The 20,548-nt window shown below is 68.4% G+C and carries 24 protein-coding genes; 9 read left to right on the top strand and 15 right to left on the bottom strand.

The genetic code is table 11. The annotated features are described in order from the left end of the window. Nucleotides 1-137: 137 nt before the first annotated feature. Together thpR and ACP96_RS00635 are read right to left on the bottom strand one after the other, a co-directional pair. On the bottom strand, nucleotides 138-728 hold the full coding sequence (gene thpR, locus ACP96_RS00630; RefSeq protein ID WP_050031721.1) for an RNA 2',3'-cyclic phosphodiesterase: 591 nt from the start codon (nucleotides 726-728) through the stop codon (nucleotides 138-140). 497 nt (nucleotides 729-1,225) lie between these two features. Continuing rightward, nucleotides 1,226-3,019, bottom strand: a complete 1,794-nt coding sequence (locus tag ACP96_RS00635) for an excinuclease ABC subunit C (protein WP_050031722.1) — start codon at nucleotides 3,017-3,019, stop codon at nucleotides 1,226-1,228. Between the two features lie 142 nt (nucleotides 3,020-3,161). On the opposite strand from ACP96_RS00635, the gene ACP96_RS00640 reads away from it, so the two are divergent. The 3 genes from ACP96_RS00640 to ACP96_RS00650 all read left to right on the top strand — a co-directional run bounded on the left by ACP96_RS00640 (nucleotide 3,162) and on the right by ACP96_RS00650 (nucleotide 6,492). Then, nucleotides 3,162-4,772: a methyl-accepting chemotaxis protein gene (locus ACP96_RS00640; protein WP_050024326.1), complete on the top strand. Its 1,611-nt coding sequence runs from the start codon at nucleotides 3,162-3,164 to the stop codon at nucleotides 4,770-4,772. A 92-nt stretch (nucleotides 4,773-4,864) separates the two neighbouring features. Further along, on the top strand, nucleotides 4,865-6,274 hold the full coding sequence (locus ACP96_RS00645) for a cytochrome P450 (protein ID WP_050031723.1): 1,410 nt from the start codon (nucleotides 4,865-4,867) through the stop codon (nucleotides 6,272-6,274). Nucleotides 6,275-6,279: 5 nt separating this feature from the next. Next, nucleotides 6,280-6,492 (top strand): hypothetical protein, encoded by a 213-nt coding sequence (locus ACP96_RS00650; protein ID WP_050031724.1) that lies wholly within the window; start codon nucleotides 6,280-6,282, stop codon nucleotides 6,490-6,492. Nucleotides 6,493-6,913: 421 nt separating this feature from the next. On the opposite strand, the gene ACP96_RS00655 is transcribed toward ACP96_RS00650, so the two are convergent. Both ACP96_RS00655 and ACP96_RS00660 read right to left on the bottom strand, forming a co-directional pair. Further along, entirely contained in the window at nucleotides 6,914-7,510 is a 597-nt protein-coding gene (locus tag ACP96_RS00655) for a 2'-5' RNA ligase family protein (protein ID WP_050031725.1), read from the bottom strand. A 3-nt stretch (nucleotides 7,511-7,513) separates the two neighbouring features. Then, entirely contained in the window at nucleotides 7,514-7,717 is a 204-nt protein-coding gene (locus ACP96_RS00660; RefSeq protein ID WP_050024341.1) for a DUF7554 family protein, read from the bottom strand. Between the two features lie 97 nt (nucleotides 7,718-7,814). Between ACP96_RS00660 and serB the strand changes: the two genes are divergently transcribed. The 3 genes from serB to ACP96_RS00675 all read left to right on the top strand — a co-directional run bounded on the left by serB (nucleotide 7,815) and on the right by ACP96_RS00675 (nucleotide 10,474). After that, nucleotides 7,815-8,459 (top strand): phosphoserine phosphatase SerB, encoded by a 645-nt coding sequence (gene serB, locus ACP96_RS00665; RefSeq protein WP_050031726.1) that lies wholly within the window; start codon nucleotides 7,815-7,817, stop codon nucleotides 8,457-8,459. 136 nt (nucleotides 8,460-8,595) lie between these two features. Then, entirely contained in the window at nucleotides 8,596-9,432 is an 837-nt protein-coding gene (locus ACP96_RS00670) for a lycopene cyclase domain-containing protein (protein ID WP_050031727.1), read from the top strand. After that, on the top strand, nucleotides 9,425-10,474 hold the full coding sequence (locus ACP96_RS00675) for a Brp/Blh family beta-carotene 15,15'-dioxygenase (protein ID WP_050031728.1): 1,050 nt from the start codon (nucleotides 9,425-9,427) through the stop codon (nucleotides 10,472-10,474). Before ACP96_RS00670 ends, ACP96_RS00675 begins: the two co-directional genes overlap by 8 nt. 22 nt (nucleotides 10,475-10,496) lie before the next feature. On the opposite strand, the gene ACP96_RS00680 is transcribed toward ACP96_RS00675, so the two are convergent. The 3 genes from ACP96_RS00680 to ACP96_RS00690 form a co-directional block, all read right to left on the bottom strand. Then, nucleotides 10,497-11,387 (bottom strand): YkgJ family cysteine cluster protein, encoded by an 891-nt coding sequence (locus tag ACP96_RS00680; RefSeq protein ID WP_050031729.1) that lies wholly within the window; start codon nucleotides 11,385-11,387, stop codon nucleotides 10,497-10,499. Between the two features lie 437 nt (nucleotides 11,388-11,824). Then, complete coding sequence (locus ACP96_RS00685; protein WP_050031730.1) at nucleotides 11,825-12,346, bottom strand: hypothetical protein; 522 nt, start codon at nucleotides 12,344-12,346, stop codon at nucleotides 11,825-11,827. A gap of 151 nt (nucleotides 12,347-12,497) precedes the next feature. After that, nucleotides 12,498-13,175: a class I SAM-dependent methyltransferase gene (locus tag ACP96_RS00690; RefSeq protein ID WP_050031731.1), complete on the bottom strand. Its 678-nt coding sequence runs from the start codon at nucleotides 13,173-13,175 to the stop codon at nucleotides 12,498-12,500. A 67-nt stretch (nucleotides 13,176-13,242) separates the two neighbouring features. Here ACP96_RS00690 and ACP96_RS00695 point away from each other — a divergent pair, with 67 nt between their 5' ends. Then, on the top strand, nucleotides 13,243-13,686 hold the full coding sequence (locus ACP96_RS00695) for a DUF2391 family protein (RefSeq protein ID WP_050024913.1): 444 nt from the start codon (nucleotides 13,243-13,245) through the stop codon (nucleotides 13,684-13,686). Nucleotides 13,687-13,726: 40 nt separating this feature from the next. Here ACP96_RS00695 and ACP96_RS00700 read toward each other — a convergent pair whose 3' ends face one another. Continuing rightward, nucleotides 13,727-14,242, bottom strand: a complete 516-nt coding sequence (locus ACP96_RS00700; protein ID WP_050024926.1) for a magnesium transporter — start codon at nucleotides 14,240-14,242, stop codon at nucleotides 13,727-13,729. Nucleotides 14,243-14,328: 86 nt separating this feature from the next. Further along, nucleotides 14,329-14,901, bottom strand: coding sequence for a magnesium transporter (locus tag ACP96_RS00705; protein WP_050024911.1), 573 nt, complete (start codon nucleotides 14,899-14,901; stop codon nucleotides 14,329-14,331). Between the two features lie 141 nt (nucleotides 14,902-15,042). Here ACP96_RS00705 and ACP96_RS00710 point away from each other — a divergent pair, with 141 nt between their 5' ends. After that, nucleotides 15,043-15,621, top strand: coding sequence for a DUF7090 family protein (locus ACP96_RS00710; RefSeq protein ID WP_050024923.1), 579 nt, complete (start codon nucleotides 15,043-15,045; stop codon nucleotides 15,619-15,621). 37 nt (nucleotides 15,622-15,658) lie between these two features. Here ACP96_RS00710 and ACP96_RS00715 read toward each other — a convergent pair whose 3' ends face one another. Both ACP96_RS00715 and ACP96_RS19980 read right to left on the bottom strand, forming a co-directional pair. Beyond that, a complete protein-coding gene (locus tag ACP96_RS00715) occupies nucleotides 15,659-16,528 on the bottom strand; it encodes a DUF7089 family protein (RefSeq protein WP_050031732.1) in 870 nt (289 codons plus the stop codon). Further along, nucleotides 16,528-16,617: a hypothetical protein gene (locus ACP96_RS19980; RefSeq protein ID WP_449272009.1), complete on the bottom strand. Its 90-nt coding sequence runs from the start codon at nucleotides 16,615-16,617 to the stop codon at nucleotides 16,528-16,530. Before ACP96_RS19980 ends, ACP96_RS00715 begins: the two co-directional genes overlap by 1 nt. 123 nt (nucleotides 16,618-16,740) lie before the next feature. On the opposite strand from ACP96_RS19980, the gene ACP96_RS00720 reads away from it, so the two are divergent. Then, entirely contained in the window at nucleotides 16,741-17,142 is a 402-nt protein-coding gene (locus tag ACP96_RS00720; RefSeq protein WP_050024908.1) for a hypothetical protein, read from the top strand. Between the two features lie 95 nt (nucleotides 17,143-17,237). Here the strand turns inward: ACP96_RS00720 and ACP96_RS00725 are convergent, their stop codons facing one another. The 4 genes from ACP96_RS00725 to ACP96_RS00740 form a co-directional block, all read right to left on the bottom strand. Then, a complete protein-coding gene (locus tag ACP96_RS00725) occupies nucleotides 17,238-18,419 on the bottom strand; it encodes an aspartate kinase (RefSeq protein ID WP_050031733.1) in 1,182 nt (393 codons plus the stop codon). A gap of 271 nt (nucleotides 18,420-18,690) precedes the next feature. Then, on the bottom strand, nucleotides 18,691-19,407 hold the full coding sequence (locus tag ACP96_RS00730) for an OapC/ArvC family zinc-ribbon domain-containing protein (RefSeq protein ID WP_050031734.1): 717 nt from the start codon (nucleotides 19,405-19,407) through the stop codon (nucleotides 18,691-18,693). After that, nucleotides 19,408-19,821, bottom strand: coding sequence for a DUF2073 domain-containing protein (locus tag ACP96_RS00735; protein ID WP_050031735.1), 414 nt, complete (start codon nucleotides 19,819-19,821; stop codon nucleotides 19,408-19,410). Then, nucleotides 19,821-20,462, bottom strand: a complete 642-nt coding sequence (locus ACP96_RS00740; RefSeq protein ID WP_050024898.1) for an Era-like GTP-binding protein — start codon at nucleotides 20,460-20,462, stop codon at nucleotides 19,821-19,823. Before ACP96_RS00740 ends, ACP96_RS00735 begins: the two co-directional genes overlap by 1 nt. Nucleotides 20,463-20,548 lie beyond the last annotated feature (86 nt).

Raw genomic sequence — 20,548 nt, forward strand, 5'->3', positions numbered from 1 at the left:
GTCGCCCCCCGGATTAAACGTGCCCCCGTAAGTATCACGGGCGAGAACGCCGGGGGCGCCGCCGTGGCCGCGGTCGGTCTCGCGCCGGTCGCCGTGATAGTCGCGGTCGGTCTCGTCACGGTCGCCGGCGTCGATTCCTAGAGGCCGAACGACGTGACTGTCTCGTACACCGGCCCGTCGCTCGTCAGCGTCGACTGCACGAGCCGGACCTCGTCGACCTCGAACCGACCGATCTCGGGGTCGCGCTCGCGGACGACCTCCTGCACCAGTTTCTTCCCGCGAGCGTCGTCCATCCGGGCGAGCGTGACGTGCGGCGTGAAGTCGTGGTCCGCGGGATCGACGCCGAGCGCGGTCGTCTCCGCCTCCAGCGCCTCGTGGAGCGCGGTCAGTTCCGCGCTCCCGGCGTCGACGCCCGCCCAGACGACGGAGATGTAGTCGAGGCTCGGGAAGACGCCGAACCCCTCGACGCCGCACTCGAAGGGACCGACGCCGGCGCTCTCGACCGCGCGCTCGCCGGCCGCGATCACGTCGGCGAGCGCGGGTGCGGTGTCGTCGGCGGCCTCGCCGCGGTCGTCGCCGGCGCCGATCTCGCCGAGGAACTTCAGCGTCACGTGCGCCTGTTCGGGGTCGACGAGCGTCAGTCCCGCCGGGTTCCCGAACGCGGCCTGTGCGTCCGCGACGGAGTCGACGAGGTCGTCCGAGAGGTCGACGGCGAAGAACGCGCGCATTATCGAGTACGGATCGAACGCGTTCGCTTATAAATCGTTGATGACGTGGGGAACGATCTCGCGGCGAACACCTTCAAAGCCCCAGTCGGCTCCGGTCGATGGGCTCGCTGTCGTTCGAAAGGCGCTTCGCGCCTTTCGTGATGTCGTCAGAACGCAAAGCGTTCTGACTGCTAGCCAGAAATCTCTGATTTCTGGCGATGACGAGACGCCGAAGGCGTCTCGAACCACGCTCCTCAGTCGCTCGTTTCACTCGCTCCTTGCGGTGTCGCCGGCGGCGAAGCCGCCGGCTGCCCGTGGCGCGTAGCGCCACGCTGCTTGCGTCGCCCGTCTTCCCGGAGCCGACTGCCCCTTTGAGTCCCGCCCGACCGCACCGCACAGCCTCACGCCTCCCCAGCCTCGCGGTACGCGCTCTCTGAGCGCTCACCGCGTCCCTCGCACGCGCTCCTCGCGGCCGCCAGAGGCGGCCACTCGGAGGCGCGCGCCACCGCACGGTTCCTTTATAAACGCTCCCGCAAGGTCTCGGCGGTCGCGTCGCCGACACCGTCGACGTCGGTGAGGTCGTCGCGGGAGGCGTCGCGAACGCTCTCGACCGATCCGAATCGGCGCAGGAGCCGGCGGCGGGTCTGGGGGCCGACGCCGGGCACGTCGTCGAGGACCGTCTTGACCTCGTCGCGGACGGTCTGGTGGTAGGAGACGGCGAAGCGGTGCGCCTCGTCGCGCACGCGCTGGAGCAGGTGGAGTTCGGGGGCGTCGTCGGGCCATTTTCGGGTGCCAGTCGGCGTGACGACCAGCTCCTCGGCCTTGGCGAGGGCGACGACGGGGGCGTCCCAGCCGGTCTCCGCGAGCGCGTCGCGGGCGGCCCCGAGCTGGCCCTCGCCGCCGTCGATCAGGAGGAGGTCCGGGTCGGGGCGGTCGTCCTCGCCGGCGACCGCGCGCTCGGCGCGCCACCGGACCAGCTCGCGCATGTTCGCGTAGTCGTCGTTGCGGTCGGTGAGCTTCTTCCGGCGGTAGTCGGCGGTCTCCGCGCTCCCGTCGACGAAGCACACGTCGGAGCCGACCACCGCGGTGCCCTGCGCGTGGCTCACGTCGAACCCCTCGATCCGGGCGGGGCGGTCGATCCCGAGGCGCTCGCCGAGCGCGCCGACGGGGTCCTCGCGACCGCCGCGCTTGCGGGCGTTTTTGAGGGCGAGTTCGACGAGCTTCGCCTCCCGCCCCGCGCCGGGGACGCGGACCGAGACGCCCTCCGCCTCCAGCCAGTCGACCACGTCGGAGTCGGCGGGGCGCTCGGCGAGGAGGACCGCATCCGGGAACTCCCGCTCGGCGTAGTACTGCGCGAGGAACGCGGACAGCACCGCGGCGGGGGTGTTGGCGTCCTCCCCGGCAACGTCCTCCCCGACATCGTCTCCGTCGCCTACCTCCTCGTCGTCCCCAACCGCCGCCGCGTCCAGCCGGTGTCGACTGCGGTCGACCAGCTGGCCGCGCTCGCTGTGGAGCCGGGCGACGCGGGCGGTGTCACCCTCGACGGCGGCCGCGAGCACGTCGACGGTGCGGTCGTCGGTGCGGTCGCTGACGGCCTCGCCGCCCTCGCCGTGGAACGCCTCGACCGCTTCGAGCCGGTCCCGGAGGTTCGCGGCGCGCTCGAACTCCGCGTTCTCGGCGGCGGCCTCCATCCGCCGGCGCAGGGGGTCGGCGAGGACGCCCGTCTCGCCCTCGAAGAACCGGCGGGCGGCCGCCACGTCCTCGGCGTAGCTCTCGGGGTCGATCTCGCCGGTGCAGGGGGCCGAGCAGATCCCCATCTCGTAGTCGAGGCAGGGCCGGTCGCGGTTCGCGTACTTGTGGTCGGAGCAGCCGCGAAGGAGGTACTCGTCCCGGATCGCCTTCAGGACCGTGTCCACGCGTTGCTTGTCCGTGAACGGGCCGTACGCGACCGCGCCCTCCTCGGGGTCGCGAGTCACCTCAATCCGCGGGATCGGGTGGTCCGTGATCGCGACCAGCGGGTACGACTTGTCGTCTTTCAGTCGGACGTTGTACCGCGGCCGGAGCCGCTTGATGAGGTTCGCCTCCAACAGGAGCGCCTGCGTCTCCGTGTCGGTGACCGCGAACTCGATCCGTTCGGCGCGGCCGACCATCCCCCGAATGCGCCCCGAGCGCGGGTCGGCGTACGACCTGACGCGGTCGCGGAGGTCGACCGCCTTGCCAACGTACAGCGTCGTCTCTCCCGCTCGGAACTGGTAGACGCCGGGCTCGGTCGGGAGGTCCGCGGCCCGCTCGCGCACGGCGTCGGCGTCCATCGGATCTCCGTAGCCGCCGCGCGCGTTTGAACGCTACGGGCGGATCGCGTGGCGTCTTGTCGCCTCTCGAATCATATGATTATCAATCGTGAATAACGGAGGGGACCGTTTATGCGGGCGCTTGGGAGAGCCCCACGTAGAAATGACGGGACTTCGAGAGCTGCTCCGACGCGCGTTCGGTCGGGATCGGGACTCGCGGTCGGTCCCGGACGGCGGGGTCGTCGTGGAGGGTTCGGATGACGCGACCGGAGCGAGCGCGAGCGAGGGGGACGGGTACGACACCGCGGGAGGTGACGGGGGCAACTACGCCGAGACGCTCTCCGCCGCCGGTCTCGAACAGGTGTTCAACTCGACCGGCGTCCCGACGTTCATCCTCGATAGCGAGGGGAACGTCGCCGAGTGGAACGAGTCCATCGCGTCGCTCACCGGGAACGACCGCGAGGACGCCATCGGTCACGCGCACGTCTCGGAACTGTTCTACCCCGACGGGCGGCGGGCCGACACCCTCGCCGACAAAGTGCTCGACGCGCCGGAGACCGCCGACGAGGTGTACGGCGTCGAGCGCTGCGACTCGGCGCAGACCCGCTACCGCGACACCAGCACGATGGTCGACCGCCACGGCGACGAGAAGCACATCGAGTTCACGGCGACGCCCCTCTACGACGGTGACGAGGTCGTCGGCGTCACCGAGGTCGTCATCGACCGGACGGAGAACATCAACCAGCGGAACGCGACCGAGACGCTGGTCACGGAGATCCGCGAGACGGCCGAGTCGATCGGCGAGGGGAACCTCGAGGCGCGGGCCGTGCGTCACGAGGAGTGCGAGATCCTCGACGAGGAGCTGTTGAGCGTTATTGGCGTCGTCAACGAGATGGCGGAGAACCTCCAGGACCTCTCCGAGAGCGTCCACGAGCAGGCCCGCCAGATCGACCAGACGGTCCAGAAGGCCAGCACCGCGGCCGCGGACATCGCCGAGAACGTCGACGAGCAGAACGAACTCCTCGAAGAGAGCGTCTCCGAGATGCAGTCCTTCTCGGCCGGCATGGAGGAGGTTGCCGCGACGGCAGACCAGGTCGACTCCGCCGCGGTCGCGGCCAGCGAGGCCGCCGACGAGGGGCTCGACGCCAGCGAGGACGCCCGCGAGGCGACCGAGGACGTCGTCGAGATCGGCGACGAGCTCGTCGAGAGCGTCGGCGCGCTCTCCGAGCGCATGGACGACATCGAGGAGGTCATCGAGGTCATCTCCGACGTGGCCGAGCAGACGAACCTGCTCGCGCTCAACGCCAACATCGAGGCCGCCCGCGCCGGCGAGGGCGGGGACGGCTTCGCGGTCGTCGCCGAGGAGGTGAAGAAGCTCGCCGACGAGACCCGCGGCTACACCGAGGAGATCACGGAGAGCCTCGCGGAGCTGCAGGCGCAGTCCGACGAGACGAGCACCGCCGTCGAGCGCTCGCACGACCGCATCGAGGACGCGGGCACCGAGATCGAGACGGTGCTCGACTCCCTCGAAGATATCGCGGACGCGGTCGACGAGGCCGCCGCCGGCGTCGCCGAGGTCGCGCGAACCACGGACGATCAGGCCGCCACCGTCGAGGAACTCACCTCGTCGCTGGAGGCGGTCCGGGAGCGCTCCGACCGCACCGAGGAGGCGACCGACCGCATCGTCGACGCCACCGACGACCAGGAGATCGCCGTCGACGAGCTGATCACCCGCGTCGAGCGGCTCGACGCGAAGCGGGACCGACGGGAGTAACGCCCCGCCGGCCCCGGCTCACCCGTTTTTTTTAGTTGGTCCCGTTCTCCCCGCCGCCGAACGTTTAACCCCGACGAGACCCTATTTCTCGTATGTCCGCTACGCCGCCCGGACCGCACGGCGACCCCGTCTTCGGCAACGGTCGCCGGTACGCTAGCGACCCGTTCTCGTTCATGCGCGCCTGCGCCGACAGCTACGGAGACGTGGTTCGTTTCGACCTCGGCCCGCGCGAGACGTACCTCCTGACGAACCCCGCCGACATTGAGCGCGTGCTCGTCGCCGACGCGGAGCGATACCGGAAGCCGCAGTTCGGCGACGACGCGATGGATCGACTGCTCGGGAACGGCCTTCTCATGAGCGAGGGGGAGACGTGGCAACGCCAGCGCAAACTGGCGAACCCCTCGTTCCACAACCAGCGGATCGGGGCGCTCGCGGGGACGATGGTCGACCACACCGAGTCGCAGCTCGCGGACTGGGACGACGGCGAGGTCGTCGATATCCAACTGGAGGTCGCCCGGCTCACCGTCAAGATCATCGTCTCGGCGATGTTCGGCGCCGACATCACCGACGAGGAGGTCCGGACGGTCCAGGAGAAGCTGGAGCCGCTCGGCGCCCGGTTCGAGCCCGACCCGCGGCGCTTCCTGATCCCGGACTGGGCGCCGACCCGCGAGAACCGCGAGTTCGCCGCCGCGGTCGACACCCTCGAATCCGTGATCGACGGGATCGTCGAGCGCCGACAGGGGACCCAGCGCGACCCGAGCGTCGACCCGGCCGGCCCGGAAGGCGTCTCGGTGCGCGGCCCTGCAGGGGACGGCCAGGGTGGGGACGGGAGCGACGACCTCCCGATGGACCTCCTCTCGGTCCTGCTCCGCGCCCGCGACCGCGGCGAGCAGACGGACGAGAACCTCCGCGACGAGCTGGTGACGATGCTACTCGCGGGCCACGACACCACCGCGCTCGCGTTGACGTACACCTTCTACCTGCTCTCGAACCACCCCGAGGCGCGGGAGCGCGTCGCAAGCGAGGCCATCGAGGCGACTTCCGGCGGCCCGCCGACTGCTACTGACGCCCGAGAGATGCGGTACACCGAACGCGTGCTCAACGAGTCGATGCGACTGTACCCGCCCGTCTACACCCTGTTCCGCGAGCCGAAGCTCGACGTGAAGCTGGGGGGGTACCGGATCCCCGAGGGCTCCGCGCTCATGTGCTCGCAGTGGGTGGTCCACCGGTCGCCGCGCTGGTACGACGATCCCGACGCGTTCGACCCGGGTCGGTGGAAACCCGAGCGGCGGAGTCAGCGTCCGCGATTCGCCTACTTCCCGTTCGGCGGCGGCCCGCGCCACTGCATCGGGAAGTCGTTCTCGCTGCTCGAAGCGAAGCTGATCCTCGCGAAGGTCTGCTCGCAGTACGACTTGGAGTACGAGGGACCGGATCTCTCGCTGCGGGGCTCGCTGACGATGCATCCCGACCATCCGGTGCCGATGCGCATCCACGAGCGCTGATCGGGATGGCGGATGACGAACCGGCGTCGTACTGCCGGCGCTGCGGCGAGCGCCTCTCCCGAGGGGCCATCGCGAGCCGCCAGCGCGCCTGCTGTCTCAACGCGACCCCGATCGCCGGCGTCTGCCCGACGCACGGACCGGTCGGGCCGCATCACGCGGTCGACGAGCCGGGTGAGAGCAACGGCGAGAGAGCGGACGAGGACCTCGATCGAGCGTAATCGTTTTCGAGCGTGTTTATAAAGGCCGTGCGGTGGCGCGCCCCGGTGAGCGGCCGTCAGGCCGCGAACCGCCGGTGCGGGGGAGTCGGTTGCCCGAAGCAACGCGGAGGGCGACCGACGAGGCTGGGGAGGCGTGAGGTGCGGTTGCGGGCGGGTGGGACTCAAAGGGGCAGTCGCCGAGGACGCCGCAGGCGTTCACGAGAGCGGAGCTCTCGTGAGCCAATCAGAACGCGAAGCGTTCTGATGACGACGCAAGCACCGCAACGAGGGAGCGGTAGCGACCGAGTGAGGAGCGCAGCGAGCGTGCGGCGTCCTCGGCGACTGGGGCTTTGGAGGTGTTCACCGGCGATCTGCCACCAGCCATTTATAAATGATCACCAGGACCTTCAGACGTATCTACCGACCACCCACCACGAACCATTTATAAGTCGATCGACGCAGCGACCTCGCGGAACTCCGGGTCGTACAGGTCGAGCGCGTGGACGCGCCACCGGATCGGGTCGAACTCGGCGGCCACGAGGTCGGCGACGACGCCCGACTCGGGACTGCCACCGCGAGCCACGGTGACGTGCGGCACGTAGTCTTCGCCCTCGATCCCCTCAATCGCGCCGTACGCGGCGCAGAGCCGGCGGTGGATCCGGACGAGCGCGTCGCTCTCGACGGTCAGATAGAGCACGGGTCCCGACCCCGACGCGGGCGCGTCGAAGACGTCGAGTCCCGTCACGGCGACCGGGAAGGGGTCGGTTCCCGCGAGCAGCGGGCGGAGGTCGTCGCGCAGGGCGTCGAGCGCGTCGGGTTTGGGCGGTGACGGTCCGCGGGTGGGAGAGCCGGGCGACGCGTCCGCGCCGCCCCCGCCCCTCTCGTCGCTCGCGACGCGGTCCGGTACGTCCTCGACGCCGAACCGCTTGCAGACGAGCGTGCGTCGATCGCGGACCCGATCGAACCCCGAGGGTTTCGACTGGAGATCCGCTGCGAGACGGTCAACGGCGGGCGCGATCGGGACGTTCAGGCTGAACACGCCTCAGATCCGATCGGTGAGCCGTAACGCGATCAGTACGACGATCACGACGGCGATCAACGTTGGGATGGCGTCTAAGAGCGCGAACGTGAGATCGAGTACCGCTCCGAAGATCTCCACGAGAAGCCACACGACCGCGAGTACGAGGATCAGCTTCAGGAGGTCGTCGACGTCTACGTCGGCCCGGTCCGCGTCTGTTCGGTCCATACCGAGAGCGACGACCGCGACGGGCAAAAAGACCACCGGGGGAGCGTCACGTTGCGCGATCAGATGTTTAAAAACCTCTCCACGTCGAACGAACTCCATGAGCCTCATCGCGTTCGACTTCGACGGCACGCTCTCCGACTCCGAGATGACGGTCCTGCTCGCCCGGCGCGCGGGCGTCGCCGACGAGGTGGCCGAGATCACGGAGCGGGCGATGAACGACGAACTCAGCTACGCCGAGAGCCTCTATCAGCGCGCGGCGCTGCTCGACGGGCTCGACGAGGACGAGGTCGCGGCCGCGTTCGGCGAGGTGGCGCTCCGGCCGGGCGCCGGCGAGCTGATCGAGCGCCTGCAGGCCGAGGGCCACCACGTCGCCGTGCTCACGGGCGGGTTCGAGCGCGGCGTCGAGCGCGCGCTCGCGAAGCAGGGCGTCGAGGCCGACACGATCGTCGCCAACCGCCTCCCGATGGCCGGCGGAGCGCTCACTGGCGAGGCCGAGGGCCCCCTCATCGAGGGGACGAAAGACGACGCGCTGGCCGAACTCGCCGACGACCTCGGGATTCCGATGAGCGAGACGGTCGCGATCGGCGACGGCGCGAACGACCTCCCGATGTTAGAGGTCGCGGGGCTCGCCGTCGGATTCGTCCCCAAGGACGCGGTCCGGCCGGTGTGCGACGCCGTCGTCGCTTCGATGTTCCGGCTCGGGAAGGTGTTAGAGGGGTACGACGTGCTCCCCGCGGAGTAGTCGGCGACCGACTGTGGGGAGAGGGGCAACGAGTGCGATCCCACCGACCGGCGGACACGGGCACACTGTTTGGATGGACCCTTAATAAGCGCCGGAGCGAAGATCGGTTTATGAACGGCATTGTTGGGGTGATCCGATGCTGCCGACGCTGACGTATCTGCAGTTTCACCTCGTGTTCAGCCTCCCCGTACTCGCGGCCCTGTGGTACGTCGCGCCGCGGTACGACGCCGTCCGCCGGCGACGCGCGACGGCCGGGATCGCGATCCTCGTCGCGATCGCGTACGCGTACACGACGCCGTGGATCAGCTACATGATCCGGCAGGGCGCGTGGTCGTACGCCGACGGCGCGGTGCTCGTCCGGGCGCTGTCGATCCCGCTCGGCGAGTACCTCTTTTTCACCGTGCAGACCGTCGTCACCGCGTTCGCGCTCCATCTGATCGGTTTCGACCCGACGTTCCGTGACGGGGACTTCGACCGAGGACCCCGGATCGCCGGCGTCGTCGTCGGGGTCGCGATGGTTCCGGTTGGGCTCTGGCTCCTCTTTCGTGACCCGTCGTTCCTCTACCTCGGCGGGCTGATCGCGTGGGTCGGGCCCGTGCTCGCGCTCCAGTGGGCCGTCGGCGGCGGCTACCTCGTCCGCACTCCCCGAATGTGGCTCACTGCGACGCTTCTGCCGGCGGCGTACTTCTGGATCGCGGACCGGATCGCGATCGGGATGGGGACGTGGCACCTCTCTGCCGAGCTCACAACCGGCGTCGCCGTTCTCGGGCTCCCGATCGAGGAGATGCTCTTCTTCCTCTCAGCCGGCGTGATGACCGTCAACGGGCTCGTGCTGTTCGAATGGGTTCTCGACTGGAACGACCGCCGGAAGGTGGCCGACGCGCCCGCGGAGGCGGGCGATGAGACCGGCTCCGACGGCACCGACATCGACGACGCCGAAACCGATCACGCTCTCGAACCGAGCGATGACTGAGGCGACGGCACAAGCGGATCGGCTCTTCGCGCTGTACCCGGCGCTGGCGCTCGCCGCACTGCTGCCGATCGGCGCCGCAACCCCTCTGTTTCCGGTCGAACTCGGCGTCGCGGCGTTCGCGCTGGGGACGCTCGTCGTCGGGATGGCGCACGGCGCGGTGGATCACCTCGTCCCGCTGCGGGCGGCGCCAGGGGTCTCGCTCCGCCGGTCGATCGCGGTCGTCTCGGTCGCCTACGCGGTCCTCGGCGGGGCGGTCGTCGCCGCGTTCTTCGTCGCACCGGTCGCCGCGTTCGCCGGGTTCGTCGCGCTCACGTGGCTCCACTGGGGGCAGGGAGACGTGGCCGCGCTCGCGCTCGCGGGCGTCGAACACCTCCCGACCTCGGCGGAGCGCTGGCTGGCCCTCGTCGTCCGCGGCGGGCTTCCGATGGGCGTCCCGCTCCTCTCCCACCCGGAGGAGTATCGGCTGGTCGCGGAGTGGGTCGTGGGGCTGTTCCTCGTCGAGCCGGGCGCGGCGCCGGCCGCGACCGCGGTCGACCCCCTGTTCGTCCCGGCGACGCGGCTGGCGGTCGGCGGGATCGTGATCGCGGCGACGCTCGCGTCGGTCGGACTGGGGTACGCGCGGGTCCGCAGGGGCGCCTCACGGCGCGGATGGCTCCGCGACGCCGGCGAGGTGGGGGTGCTGTGGGCGTGGTTCCTGCTCGCGGCGCCCGTCTTCGCGATCGGGGTGTACTTTGCGCTCTGGCATTCGCTCCGGCACGTGGGGCGGCTGGTTCTCGTCGATCCGGACGCGGCGGCCGCGCTCGGGGAGGGTGACACTCGGCGGGCACTGGGGCGGTTCGCCCGCGACGCGGCCCCGCTCACGCTCGGGGGGTTCGTCGCGCTCGCCGGCGTCGGGATCGCGGCCCCGGCCGGGATCGCCGCGCCGGGCGACCTGCTCGCGGCGTCGCTTGTCGGCATCGCGGCGCTGACGCTCCCGCACGTCGTCGTCACCGCGTGGCTCGACCGGCGGCAGGGGGTGTGGCGGCCGGATTCGGCGGCGTGAGCGTGCCGGCGAGAACGAGCCGTCACTCCCACCCCGGCGTCCCGGGCGCACCCGCGTCGTCCTCCAGTTCGCGGACCAGCCGCTCGCGGTCGTCCGAGTCGATCGCGACCGGGTCGCCGTCGCCCGCGGCCCGCTCGCTCCACGCCCGGATCGCGCGTCCGGCCCACGAGTCGGCGTCTCGGGCGCGGGCGCGAGCCGCGGCCATCCGGTCGCGATCGACGGAGAGCGAGCCGGGACTGGAGCCGACCGCCGCCCCGACGAACCGGGCGCGGTCGTCCGTGGTGAGTCGCTCGGCTCGGAGCCGGTCGATCACGCCGTCGAGGTCGCCGGGAGCGGGATACGCGAAGACCGTCGCGCCGGCGGCGCGGGGACCGAACGGGAGCGGCGGAGTGTCGTCGGGCACCGCGTCGTCGAGGAGGCGGTCGCCGCCGCCGGCGGCCTCGACGCGCTCGCACTCGGTCTCGGCGTCGAGTTCGAGGCTGTGAGCGGGGTACGTCGAGCAGGTCCGCGGGTAGCGCTCGTCGCCGTGGATCCGGCACTGAAGCGTGATCGGATCGAGAAAGACGCAGGCGCCGAGCCAGCGGTGCTCGTCGGTGCCGATCGGCGCGACCGGCTTCGGGGGCTTTCGCAGACCGACCGCGAAGACCGGACGGTCGCCCGCGGCGGCGGCGACCTCGACGCCGTCGATTCGGACCGAACCGTCGCCCTCGGCGGGTTCGAACAGTCGGGGGACTAACACGTCGCCGAGACCGTCGTCGAGGAACCCAGCGATCTCGTCGCGCGTGAGCGGCACGAGGTCGTAGGCGTCGTCGAGCGGCGGGCGGCTACCGGTGCGGTCGGAGCCGGCCGCGTCGGGCGCGAGCGGTCGCCAGTCGACGCAGCAGCCGGCACAACCCTCGCAACGGAGTTCCATCGTGATCACCCGTGAGAACGATTCGCACGCTTAAAAGGGATCGCCAGGGGTGAGAGGATACTTATAAATGAACGAGGCGGTGGCGCGCCTCCGAGCGCCCCAAGGGCGCGAGGAGCCCGCGAGGGAGTCGGACCGGCGCAGATGCGCCGGTCCGACGAGGCTGGGGAGGTGTGAGGTGCTGTGTGGTTGCGCGTGGGTGGGACTCAAACGGGCAGCCGGTGAGGCGGGCGCAGGCGTTCACGAGAGCAGAGCTCTCGTGAGCCAATCAGAACGCGAAGCGTTCTGATGACGACGGAAGCACTGGAAGGAGCGAACGGGGTGAGCGACTGAAACGCGCAACGAACGTGCGCCCGCCTCACCGGCTGGGGATTTGGAAGTTCTCACCGTCGATCTATAGTCAGCCATTTATAAGCGATCAACAATGGCTTTCGAGGCCGTCACGAGATCTTGGATGTGAGCTTCGAGTTCTGATTTGTTGTTGCGATATCCGAATCAATCAGTTGTTCGCACGCGTGAACGAACTCCGTATCGTCAACCGATCCGCAGACGACGTGGGCCTCATCGGCAGTGCGGATATACAAGTCGATGACGTCGTGGTTTCCGACGCTGAGGTAGTCATACGCTGTGGACCAAGCCCCGATAGCGAAAAGGTAGACGAATCCGAGAATCAGCACCTCAGTTTGAGTTGCGGGAAGACCGTTTAGATATATACTGGCAGTCGGTATGCCCGTGAGAATGAACGCGACGACTACAGAGCACACTCCGAGGAATCTCATATGGTGGAGGGTTGTGTTTCGTTCAAACTGGATCGTCTTGATCTCCGTCAGAGGAATAGACGTCGGAGACTCATCTTCCGGTTGAGCGTACGTGAGACGCTCGTCAGATGCTGTGAACGTTCCTACATCATCTCTCTCAAGCACGTACTCATCGATATGAGCCTTCGTGTGGAACTCTTCCATCAGGTTCTGGTATTCTCGAGTATGTATAGTTGGCTGCTTTCATATTAGTGTTTCATCAGCACGACTAAACGAACAGCTGTCAAATCCGAACTGACCGCCGCCGCTCCGCCGACAGCGACGATCACGTATTACTTATAAAGAACCGATCGAGTCAGGGCGCGACGCCGACGGTCAGAAGCGTCCCCCACGTCCGATACCGATCGACCATCGCCTCGCGGGAGTCCCAGTCGTCGGTCGGGAACGCCGAGGCGCCCGGAATCTCGATCTCCCGGTCCGGGACGGCGTCCTGTGCGGCGACGTACAGCCCCGCCTCCTGGAACGCCTCGCGGTACTCCGCGCGGCTCCACAGCGTCATGTCGACCGAGATGTTGTCCTGCCACGCGTGGGTCTCTTCGCTCTCCGCGAAGTAGTTGACCGCGCAGTAGAAGGTGCCCCCGGGCTTCAGCACGCGCCGAATCTCTCGGAGCGTGTTGTGCGGGTCGGCCGCGTAGTAGAACGCCTCCATCGAGAAGACGTGGTCGAGCGAGTCGTCGGCGAAGGGGAGCGCGTCGAAGTCGCCGACGAGGAAGCCGACCGCGTCGTCGTCGGTGTAGCTCCGGGCGTTGCGCGCCATCTCCGGCGCGCCGTCGAGCCCGTAGGCCCGGCCGATCCCCCGCTCGCGGAGCGCGCGGAGCGCGTAGCCGGAGCCGGTGCCCAGATCGAGGACGGCGTCGCCTTCCTCGACCGGCATCCGCGCGAGGACGTGTTTGGCGGTGTGCCAGTGTCGGTCCTCCATGCCGCGGTCCTTCCCCGCCGCCGCCCACTCGTCGAACTCCTCGCGAACGCTCATACGCGGGCGAACGGCCCGGCGGGTGAAAAGCGTCGCCGTTATATCGGCCGGTACCGCTTCGGGGAGTATGAAGCGACCGCGGAGCCTCCGTCGCCCGAAGTTCCGGATCGCGGACTCCGCGCAGCAGGCGGTCGGCGGGTTCCTCCTCGCGGGCCCGTTCGTCGTCACCGAGGAGGTGTGGGTGCTGGCGGCCAGCATGAGCTGGCTGCAGGCGGTTCTGACCGCCGGCGTCGTCGGGCTGATCGGCTACGCGGCGCTCTACCGAGCGGACACCGATCGCGACCCGGACGACGAGCGGGAGGTCGCCGGGATCCCGGTCCGATTCGTCTCGCTGATGATCGTCGCGTTCGGCTCCGTGGCCGTCCTCGCGCTGCTTTTCGACGCGCCCGGCACCTTCCTGGTCGAGGCGGGCGTGGTCGGCGCCGAGCTGTGGGGGACGACGTTTAAGGCGATCTCCGTCGGCGCGGTGTTCAGCGTGGTCGGCGCCGCGACCGCCGACAGCGTGTTCTGAGGGCGTCGGCCGTCGCAAACGCGAACTGAGAACGGCCGGCTCAAACGACCACCGAGACGACCGCAAAGAGGATGAGCACGCCGGCGACGTCACAGAGGTTCGTGACGACAGGGATGGTCGTGTCGTCGGGGTTGAGCCCGACGCGGTACGACACCTCGACCGCGGCGACGCTGGCGACGACGACGAGGACGGCGAGCAGCATCCCCGAGACGAGCGAGACGAGCAGCACCCGCCCGAGACCGAGGCTCCCCCCGAGCGCGACGCCGATCCCCCACGCGGCGACGCCGACCGCCCCGAAGACGGTCCCCGCGAGCGCGAACACCGCGCCGACGTTGGCGCGGAGGTCCGGGTTGGACGGGTCCAGCTCGTACGTCCCGAGGTAGAGCTGGGTGGTGAGCCGCGAGCAGGTGATCGACGCGAGGTTGCCCGCGGTCCCGATCTGGACCGGCACCAACACGAGGAGCGCGGGATTCGCCACGAGCGTCTCCTCGTACGTTTCGAGGACGCTTCCGGAGACGAGCTGGAGCACCGACAGCGCGGCCAACAGCGGGATCATCGTCCTGACGATCCGGCGGATCGACCACTCGTCGACGTACTCGCCGTCACGGTTCCCGCCGTGCTCGCCTCCGGATCCGTTGGAACTCACAGTACGGCCCCCACGACGTAGATTCCCACGAGGAGGAAGAAGATCCCGAACACGTCGCCGAGCGTCGTCACGACGGGGCCGATCACGTTGTCGGGGTCGAGCCCGCGCCGGTAGCCGACGAAGATGACCGCGATCAGCACCGAGATCATGAGCACCGCCGAGAGGAAGCCGGCGACGACCATGATCCCGACCAGTTCGAACAGGTTCCCCTCGTTCCCGAAGAGGCGCAGCCAGAGGAACGTGATCACCGCGATGAACACCGAGACGGTCATCCCGTTGATGAAGGAGGCGAGGATCGCGTTGGTGAGCCGGCGATCAAGTCGAAAACGCGGCTCGATGAGCCCCTGGTGGAGTCCCGTCGAGAGGCGGGCGCCGAGGGAGCCGTAGACGCCCCCGCGAGTAGCGAGAAACGCCGGGAGGAGGAGAAGGAGGCCGGGGACCTCCGAGATACCGGCCCGCATCGTCTCCGATCCGAGGATCGTCCCGGAGAACAGCCCCGCGACCAGACTGACGAGGATCACCGGGAGCGCCTGCCGGTAGACGTCGCGGGCGGTGTCGTGGCCGGGCATCGACCGTGTCGACGGAGGGGACGGTGAAAAAACCGGCCGGGAGAGCGCCGGTCGGTGGAAGTGGACGGCGTCCGACCGCCGTTTCCCGCTTCGACCGCCGTTGCCCGCATCGTTAAGTCGGTCGGGCGGTTTCTCGATCCCATGGACTACTCGCTCGCCATCGAGAACGGGCCGGAAACGATCCCCGGCGGAACCGGGCTCCTCCTCGTTCACCCGAGCATCGGCGAGACCGACCGGATCGACACTGACTTCCTGAAGACCGACACCGACGCGTTCCTCGTCGTCTCCACCCGAACCACCGCGCGCGAGGTCGAGCAGAAGCTGGAGTACTACGACGTCGACGAGACGAAGGCGACCATCCTCGACACGCTCTCCGTCGAACGTGGGTACTCCCGCCGAACCTCCGACGACGTGTACTACGTCTCCGCGCCGGACGACCTCGACGGGGTCGTCGACCGAGTGGAGCGGTTCCTCACCGAACACGAGGGGAAGCGCCGCGTCTCCGTGGACTCGCTCACGGAGATGGCGTACTACGCCGACGACGACGCGGTGTACGAGGCCGCCGCGGACATCCTCGACCTCCTCGACGAGCACGACGCGGTCGGCATCTTCCACCTCTCCGAGGAGGTCCACGAGGTCGCGACGCTGGACCGGTTCCGAGACCTGTTCGAGGGCGTCATCGAACTCGACGGCGACGGGAACGTGACCGTCGACGTGTGAGGAAGGCCTTTCCGACCGCCGACTACCGGCTACCCGACTACTCCGCGGCGTCGACCATCGACGCCACCGTCTTCTCCGCCCACGCCACCGCGTAGGGAGCGCCGCGGTCGCGGTACGCCGCGGTGTCGAGCGCGGCGAACGGCGCGGGCAGGTCGAGCCCGTGACGGACTGCCGAACAGGCATACTCGGTCGCGCTCGCGAAGTCGGTCTCGCCGCGAGCGACCTCGCCCGCGAGCTCGCCGAGCCGCCCTTCGAGGCTGTCACCGGCGTCGGCCCACGCGTCGAACAGCCGGGGGTGAGTCCCCTCCCACGACGCGAAGGTGTTGCGGGTGTACAGCCCGACCCACGCGTCGAACAACGCGGCCGCGATCTGGAAGACGTCGCTGGGGCCCAGCCCGGTCGTGGACGCGCCCGTGTCGGGGTCGGGGTGTCGGATCGCGGCGTCGAGGTCGCGGTAGCGCTCGCCGAAAAAGGGGAGGAAGCTCTCGGGGAGGGTCGAGTCCGGAACCCCCTCGGGTAGCGATCCCGGCGTCGGCTCGACGCCGATCTGGACCAGCCGGTCCGCGATCAGGAACGCGAGGAAATCGTCGGGCGTCCCCTCCGCCCGGTGTTTGACGAGGACCGTCTGGGGATCGGTCTGGGTCGTTCTGACGACGGTGCCGTCTCCCGGGAGCCCCACCGTGAAGGTCGGGCCGGCGTACTTGCGGAGCAGATCTGGGACCTCGTCGGGGAGCCACTCGACCGGAAACGACGCGGGCGAGAGCCCGTCGGCGAACAGTCCGAGGTCTTCCGCTGAGGCCGGGGGGAGCGTCTCGAAGTCCGCGTCGACGTCGAGCACCGGCGATCCCGGCGCATGGGCCTCACGAACCGCGTCGAGGTCGTCGTCGAGCGGACGGGTCGAGAACATCAGGCGAAGACGTACGAGAGAATGATGAGGACCGACAGGGCGGCCGAAACGCCGATCGTACCGACGACGATCTTGGTGGATTTGCTCATGGAGTTTCTGGGTCCGCCCGTCGTTTAAAGCTGTATTTTTCGGCGAAGCGACGATCGGGCCCCGTCGAAGGGATTCCGCGACACCGACATCGATTTTATACGTGACCGCCGGATACGCGTAGTATGCGAATCCGTGACGCGCTCGAATCCGACGCCGAGGCGCTAGCCACGGTGACCGATCGACCGCGGGAGGTCGTGAGAAACACGATCCACGACCGGTCGGTCCGGGTTGCGGTGGAAGAAGACGAGGAGGGGGTGCTCGGGTTCGTCGCGTTCGACGTTCGCGACGGGACCGTTCACGTGACCGACTTCGACGGGAGCGGCTCGACGATCGAGCGGCTCTTCGAAGAGCCCCGACGGTTCGCGCGTCGGGAGGGAATGGGGGTCGAGGTCGTCGTCCCGAACGACGAGGAGACGAGCGACGTGATCGAGGCGTCGGGGTTCACGGCCTCGGGGAGCGGACCGCGGTTCGAGGGGCGACGGACGACCCGGTATCGGATCGAGTTCGAGGAGTTGGACGGGTAGAAAGGCGGCGAAGAGAGGACTCGATGTCGTCGGTTCAGCCGAATCGGACAGCCAATCGAGTCAGCCGAATCGGACAGCCAATCGAGTCAGCCGAGTCAGTCAAACCGGCCCTGCACGATTTCGAGCGCGTCTTCCCGGTCGTCCCAGTCGACGAACACCGCGACGGAGGTCGCGCTCGTGATCAGGTCGATGATGTTGATCCCGTCCTCAGCGAGCGGCGCGATTATCTCCTGGATGACGCCGGACTGGTTCGGGAGCTCGCCGCCGGTCACCCGGATGACCGCGATCGGGTCGGCGACGGTCACCGAGGAGAGCGCCTCGTCGTCGACGACGGCCTCGTGGAGCAACGCCTCGGCCGTCTCGGCGAGGTCGACATCGACGTAGAAGGTGACCGAGTCCATCCCGGACGCGACCGCGTCGATGTTGATCTCCTCCTCGCGGAGCGCGTTCGCGAGCTGCGAGAGGATTCCCGCGCGGTTCCGGATCGCGCGGCCCGCGATCGTGAGACACGCGAGCGGCTCCTCGCGCATGTCGATCAGGCTCTCGAACTCGCCCTCGATCCGGGTGCCGCCCCTGAGTAAGTCGCCGTGCTGGTAGTGGACGACCCTGACAGCGAGGTCCTCGTCCTTGTACGAGAGCGCCGACGGGGCGACGACCTCCGCGCCGCGGAACGAAAGGTTGCGCAGCTCGTCGACGGTGATCCGCCCGACGTTGCGCGCGCCTTCGACCACGCGCGGGTCCCCGGTCATCACGCCTTCGACGTCAGTGACGATCACGACCTCGTCGGCGTCCATGTAGTTGCCAAGCATGACCGCGGTGGTGTCGGACCCCCCGCGTCCGAGCGTCGTGACGTTCCCGTCGTGGTCCTCCGCGAGGAAGCCGGTGATGATTGGCACGACGCCGTCCATCTCGGCGGCGATCTTCCGCGCGCGCTTCTTCGTCTCCTCGACGTCGACCTCGCCGAGTTCGTTCGTGACGACGGGCCAGTCCGGATGGCCGGGTTCGAGGAAGACGGCGTCGACGTCGCGGACCGACAGCGCGGCCTTCAGCATTCGGACGCTGGTGCGCTCGCCCATCGAAACGATCTCGGCGCGGTCGGCGTCGTCCGTCTCGAAGGTGATGTCGTCGAGGAGGTCGTCGGTGGTCGACCCCATCGCGCTCGCGACGACCGCGATCTCGTGGCCCGCCGCGACCGCGTTCGCGACCGAGTCCGCCGCGCGCTCGATCCGGTCGCCACTTCCGAGGCTCGTGCCGCCGAACTTGGCGACTACGCGCATACGGCCACCTCGCCGTCGGCCGGTCGACTCGAAAGAGAGAGCGAACGAGACCCTACACTGAGAGTGTGATCGGTAGACATGGGCGCCCGTAACGGAGGAAGCCGCATAACTGTGTCTTCTTCGACAAGGGTCGCCAGACGATTCAGATCGTTCGTGAACAGAGGCGATACCCGACGTATTTCGATCGAGCGATCTGTTTGCGGTGGACGGGGAGAAGAATCGGACAGCGTCGTCAGTGAGTACAGGACGGTTAACGGGAGGTAAGCGCAGACTATTCGTCGGAGATGCCCCACGCGTCCGGCATCTCGATGACGTATCGGCCGTCTTCCTGGAGCGAGATGATGTACTCCTGTCGGTCGTACAGCTCCATGAGATTGAGCTCGTACTTTCCGGGGCTCACGATCCGGATGCTCTCGAACTGCTCGTTAAGCTCGTCGCGGAGGTCGTCGATATCGGGGCGCGGGCCCTCCGTATCGGTCGGTGTGTCCGGACCGGGCTCGGTGGCAGGGGAATCGGTTTCGACGTCTCGGCTCGCCCGATCGAGTTCGTCGGGCGAGACGACGTCCGAGCGCGCGCTCGCTTGCGCGACATCCTCTTCGGTCCGCTCGCGGACGTGCTCCGAGTCAGACCGGTTCGCGTCCGCGACCTGATCGTCAGGGGTCCGGGATTCCGCGTCTGAGGTCCGGGATTCTGCGTCCGGGGTCCGAGACCCGGCATCCGGGGACCGGGACTCGGGCTGTTGGGAGTCGGGAGTGGAGGCGTCGTCGGCAGCGGTGGCGTCGTCGTCACCGGCGGCCGGCCGGCTGTCCGTGGCGGGCCGGCGGTCGGCGGAAGACGACTGGGACCCGCCCGGCGACGGCTGCTCGTCGGTCGTCTCGCTGGCCGGCTTAAATTGGAACTTGTTCCCCCCGCAGTCCGGGCACCCGGAGAGCATCTCCTTGGAGCCGTCGGGGAACGTCCGACCGCAGGTGGTACACTGGTGTGGCATTTACTTGCGGGAGACGAGCGTGCTGATGAGATTCTCGTCTTTATGTAGGGTCTCGATCTGGTTGGCCGGCCCGATAACGGTGAGCTTCTGGGTCGACTCGCGGCCCATGAGCTTGTCGAGGAAGCTCTGATCGCCCGCCTCCGCCTTCGGGTACGTCTCGATCTCGATACCGGTGAAGTCGTCGGGGCTGATCTCGGTCATCGTCACCTCGATGAGCTTCGACTCCTCGTCCGGAGAGAGCCCTTCTTCGAGGATGACGATGTTGCCGTCGCGGACCCCGTCGAGGATGAGCCGGATCTTCTCCATCCCGGTGAGTCCGTCCATCCGGGCCCCGCTGATCATGTCGATCCGGACCCCGTCGTCGGAGTCGTCGGAGGGGGTGTCGTCGTCGACGTCTGGGGTTGGGCCCGGCATTATCCGAAGTACTCCGCGATCTTCGTGTACACTTCGTCCATGTTGTCGCCCTCCAGCGCCGACAGCGGGATCGTCTCGTGTTGCGGGAAGGCGTTCGCGATCTGCTGGACGTCCGATCCGGGGAGGTCCGTCTTGTTCGCGAGGATGAGCGCGGGAAGATCCTGCGACTCGATGATCCCGATGAGCATGGTGTTCACCTGCGTGAACGGATCGGTCGTGGAGTCGAGCACGTAGATGACGCCGTCGACGTCCTCGCGGAGCCAGTGCATCGCCTCCGCGACGCCCTCGGTCGCCTCGCGCGACCGACGGACCGCGTCGTCTTTGTCCATGTCGTGGTCGAGGAACTCTTTGTAGTCGACCTTCGTCGTCACGCCCGGCGTGTCGACGATGTCGATAGTGACCTTGCGCCCGTTGCGCTCGATCTCCACGTTCTCCTTCCGGCGCGCCCGGCGGGTTTCGTGTGGAATGTGGCTCTCCGGCCCGACGGCGTCACCCGTCCAGTCGCGTGCGATCCGATTCGCGAGGGTCGTCTTTCCGGCGTTCGGCGGCCCGTAGATCCCGATCCGCTTGGGTTCGTCGGCCGCGAACAGCCCGTCGGTGACCCGTGATATGCTGTCTTTAAGATTCGTGAGCAGTCCCATCCTGACCTCCAGTCCTGTGTTCTCTCCCGGACACTCTGTGCGGTGTGGTAACGCCCGAGACCGCGTATCCAGCGTGTGTTCGGGGA

The organism is Halorubrum halophilum (assembly GCF_000739595.1).
Taxonomy (GTDB): Archaea; Halobacteriota; Halobacteria; order Halobacteriales; family Haloferacaceae; genus Halorubrum; species Halorubrum halophilum.

What these genes read in the sequence shown, in the direction of transcription:
- ACP96_RS00680 (WP_050031729.1), bottom strand. Translation starts at nt 11,387, where the DNA reads ATGGAACTCCGTTGCGAGGGTTGTGCCGGCTGCTGCGTCGACTGGCGA.
- ACP96_RS00710 (WP_050024923.1), top strand. Translation starts at nt 15,043, where the DNA reads ATGGACTACTCGCTCGCCATCGAGAACGGGCCGGAAACGATCCCCGGC.
- ACP96_RS00635 (WP_050031722.1), bottom strand. Translation starts at nt 3,019, where the DNA reads ATGGACGCCGACGCCGTGCGCGAGCGGGCCGCGGACCTCCCGACCGAG.
- ACP96_RS00720 (WP_050024908.1), top strand. Translation starts at nt 16,741, where the DNA reads ATGCGAATCCGTGACGCGCTCGAATCCGACGCCGAGGCGCTAGCCACG.
- ACP96_RS00705 (WP_050024911.1), bottom strand. Translation starts at nt 14,901, where the DNA reads ATGCCCGGCCACGACACCGCCCGCGACGTCTACCGGCAGGCGCTCCCG.
- ACP96_RS00650 (WP_050031724.1), top strand. Translation starts at nt 6,280, where the DNA reads ATGGCGGATGACGAACCGGCGTCGTACTGCCGGCGCTGCGGCGAGCGC.
- ACP96_RS00685 (WP_050031730.1), bottom strand. Translation starts at nt 12,346, where the DNA reads ATGGAAGAGTTCCACACGAAGGCTCATATCGATGAGTACGTGCTTGAG.
- ACP96_RS00660 (WP_050024341.1), bottom strand. Translation starts at nt 7,717, where the DNA reads ATGGACCGAACAGACGCGGACCGGGCCGACGTAGACGTCGACGACCTC.
- thpR (WP_050031721.1), bottom strand. Translation starts at nt 728, where the DNA reads ATGCGCGCGTTCTTCGCCGTCGACCTCTCGGACGACCTCGTCGACTCC.
- ACP96_RS00670 (WP_050031727.1), top strand. Translation starts at nt 8,596, where the DNA reads ATGCTGCCGACGCTGACGTATCTGCAGTTTCACCTCGTGTTCAGCCTC.
- ACP96_RS00645 (WP_050031723.1), top strand. Translation starts at nt 4,865, where the DNA reads ATGTCCGCTACGCCGCCCGGACCGCACGGCGACCCCGTCTTCGGCAAC.
- ACP96_RS00675 (WP_050031728.1), top strand. Translation starts at nt 9,425, where the DNA reads ATGACTGAGGCGACGGCACAAGCGGATCGGCTCTTCGCGCTGTACCCG.
- serB (WP_050031726.1), top strand. Translation starts at nt 7,815, where the DNA reads ATGAGCCTCATCGCGTTCGACTTCGACGGCACGCTCTCCGACTCCGAG.
- ACP96_RS19980 (WP_449272009.1), bottom strand. Translation starts at nt 16,617, where the DNA reads ATGAGCAAATCCACCAAGATCGTCGTCGGTACGATCGGCGTTTCGGCC.
- ACP96_RS00690 (WP_050031731.1), bottom strand. Translation starts at nt 13,175, where the DNA reads ATGAGCGTTCGCGAGGAGTTCGACGAGTGGGCGGCGGCGGGGAAGGAC.
- ACP96_RS00715 (WP_050031732.1), bottom strand. Translation starts at nt 16,528, where the DNA reads ATGTTCTCGACCCGTCCGCTCGACGACGACCTCGACGCGGTTCGTGAG.
- ACP96_RS00730 (WP_050031734.1), bottom strand. Translation starts at nt 19,407, where the DNA reads ATGCCACACCAGTGTACCACCTGCGGTCGGACGTTCCCCGACGGCTCC.
- ACP96_RS00725 (WP_050031733.1), bottom strand. Translation starts at nt 18,419, where the DNA reads ATGCGCGTAGTCGCCAAGTTCGGCGGCACGAGCCTCGGAAGTGGCGAC.
- ACP96_RS00735 (WP_050031735.1), bottom strand. Translation starts at nt 19,821, where the DNA reads ATGCCGGGCCCAACCCCAGACGTCGACGACGACACCCCCTCCGACGAC.
- ACP96_RS00740 (WP_050024898.1), bottom strand. Translation starts at nt 20,462, where the DNA reads ATGGGACTGCTCACGAATCTTAAAGACAGCATATCACGGGTCACCGAC.
- ACP96_RS00700 (WP_050024926.1), bottom strand. Translation starts at nt 14,242, where the DNA reads ATGATCCCGCTGTTGGCCGCGCTGTCGGTGCTCCAGCTCGTCTCCGGA.
- ACP96_RS00640 (WP_050024326.1), top strand. Translation starts at nt 3,162, where the DNA reads ATGACGGGACTTCGAGAGCTGCTCCGACGCGCGTTCGGTCGGGATCGG.
- ACP96_RS00695 (WP_050024913.1), top strand. Translation starts at nt 13,243, where the DNA reads ATGAAGCGACCGCGGAGCCTCCGTCGCCCGAAGTTCCGGATCGCGGAC.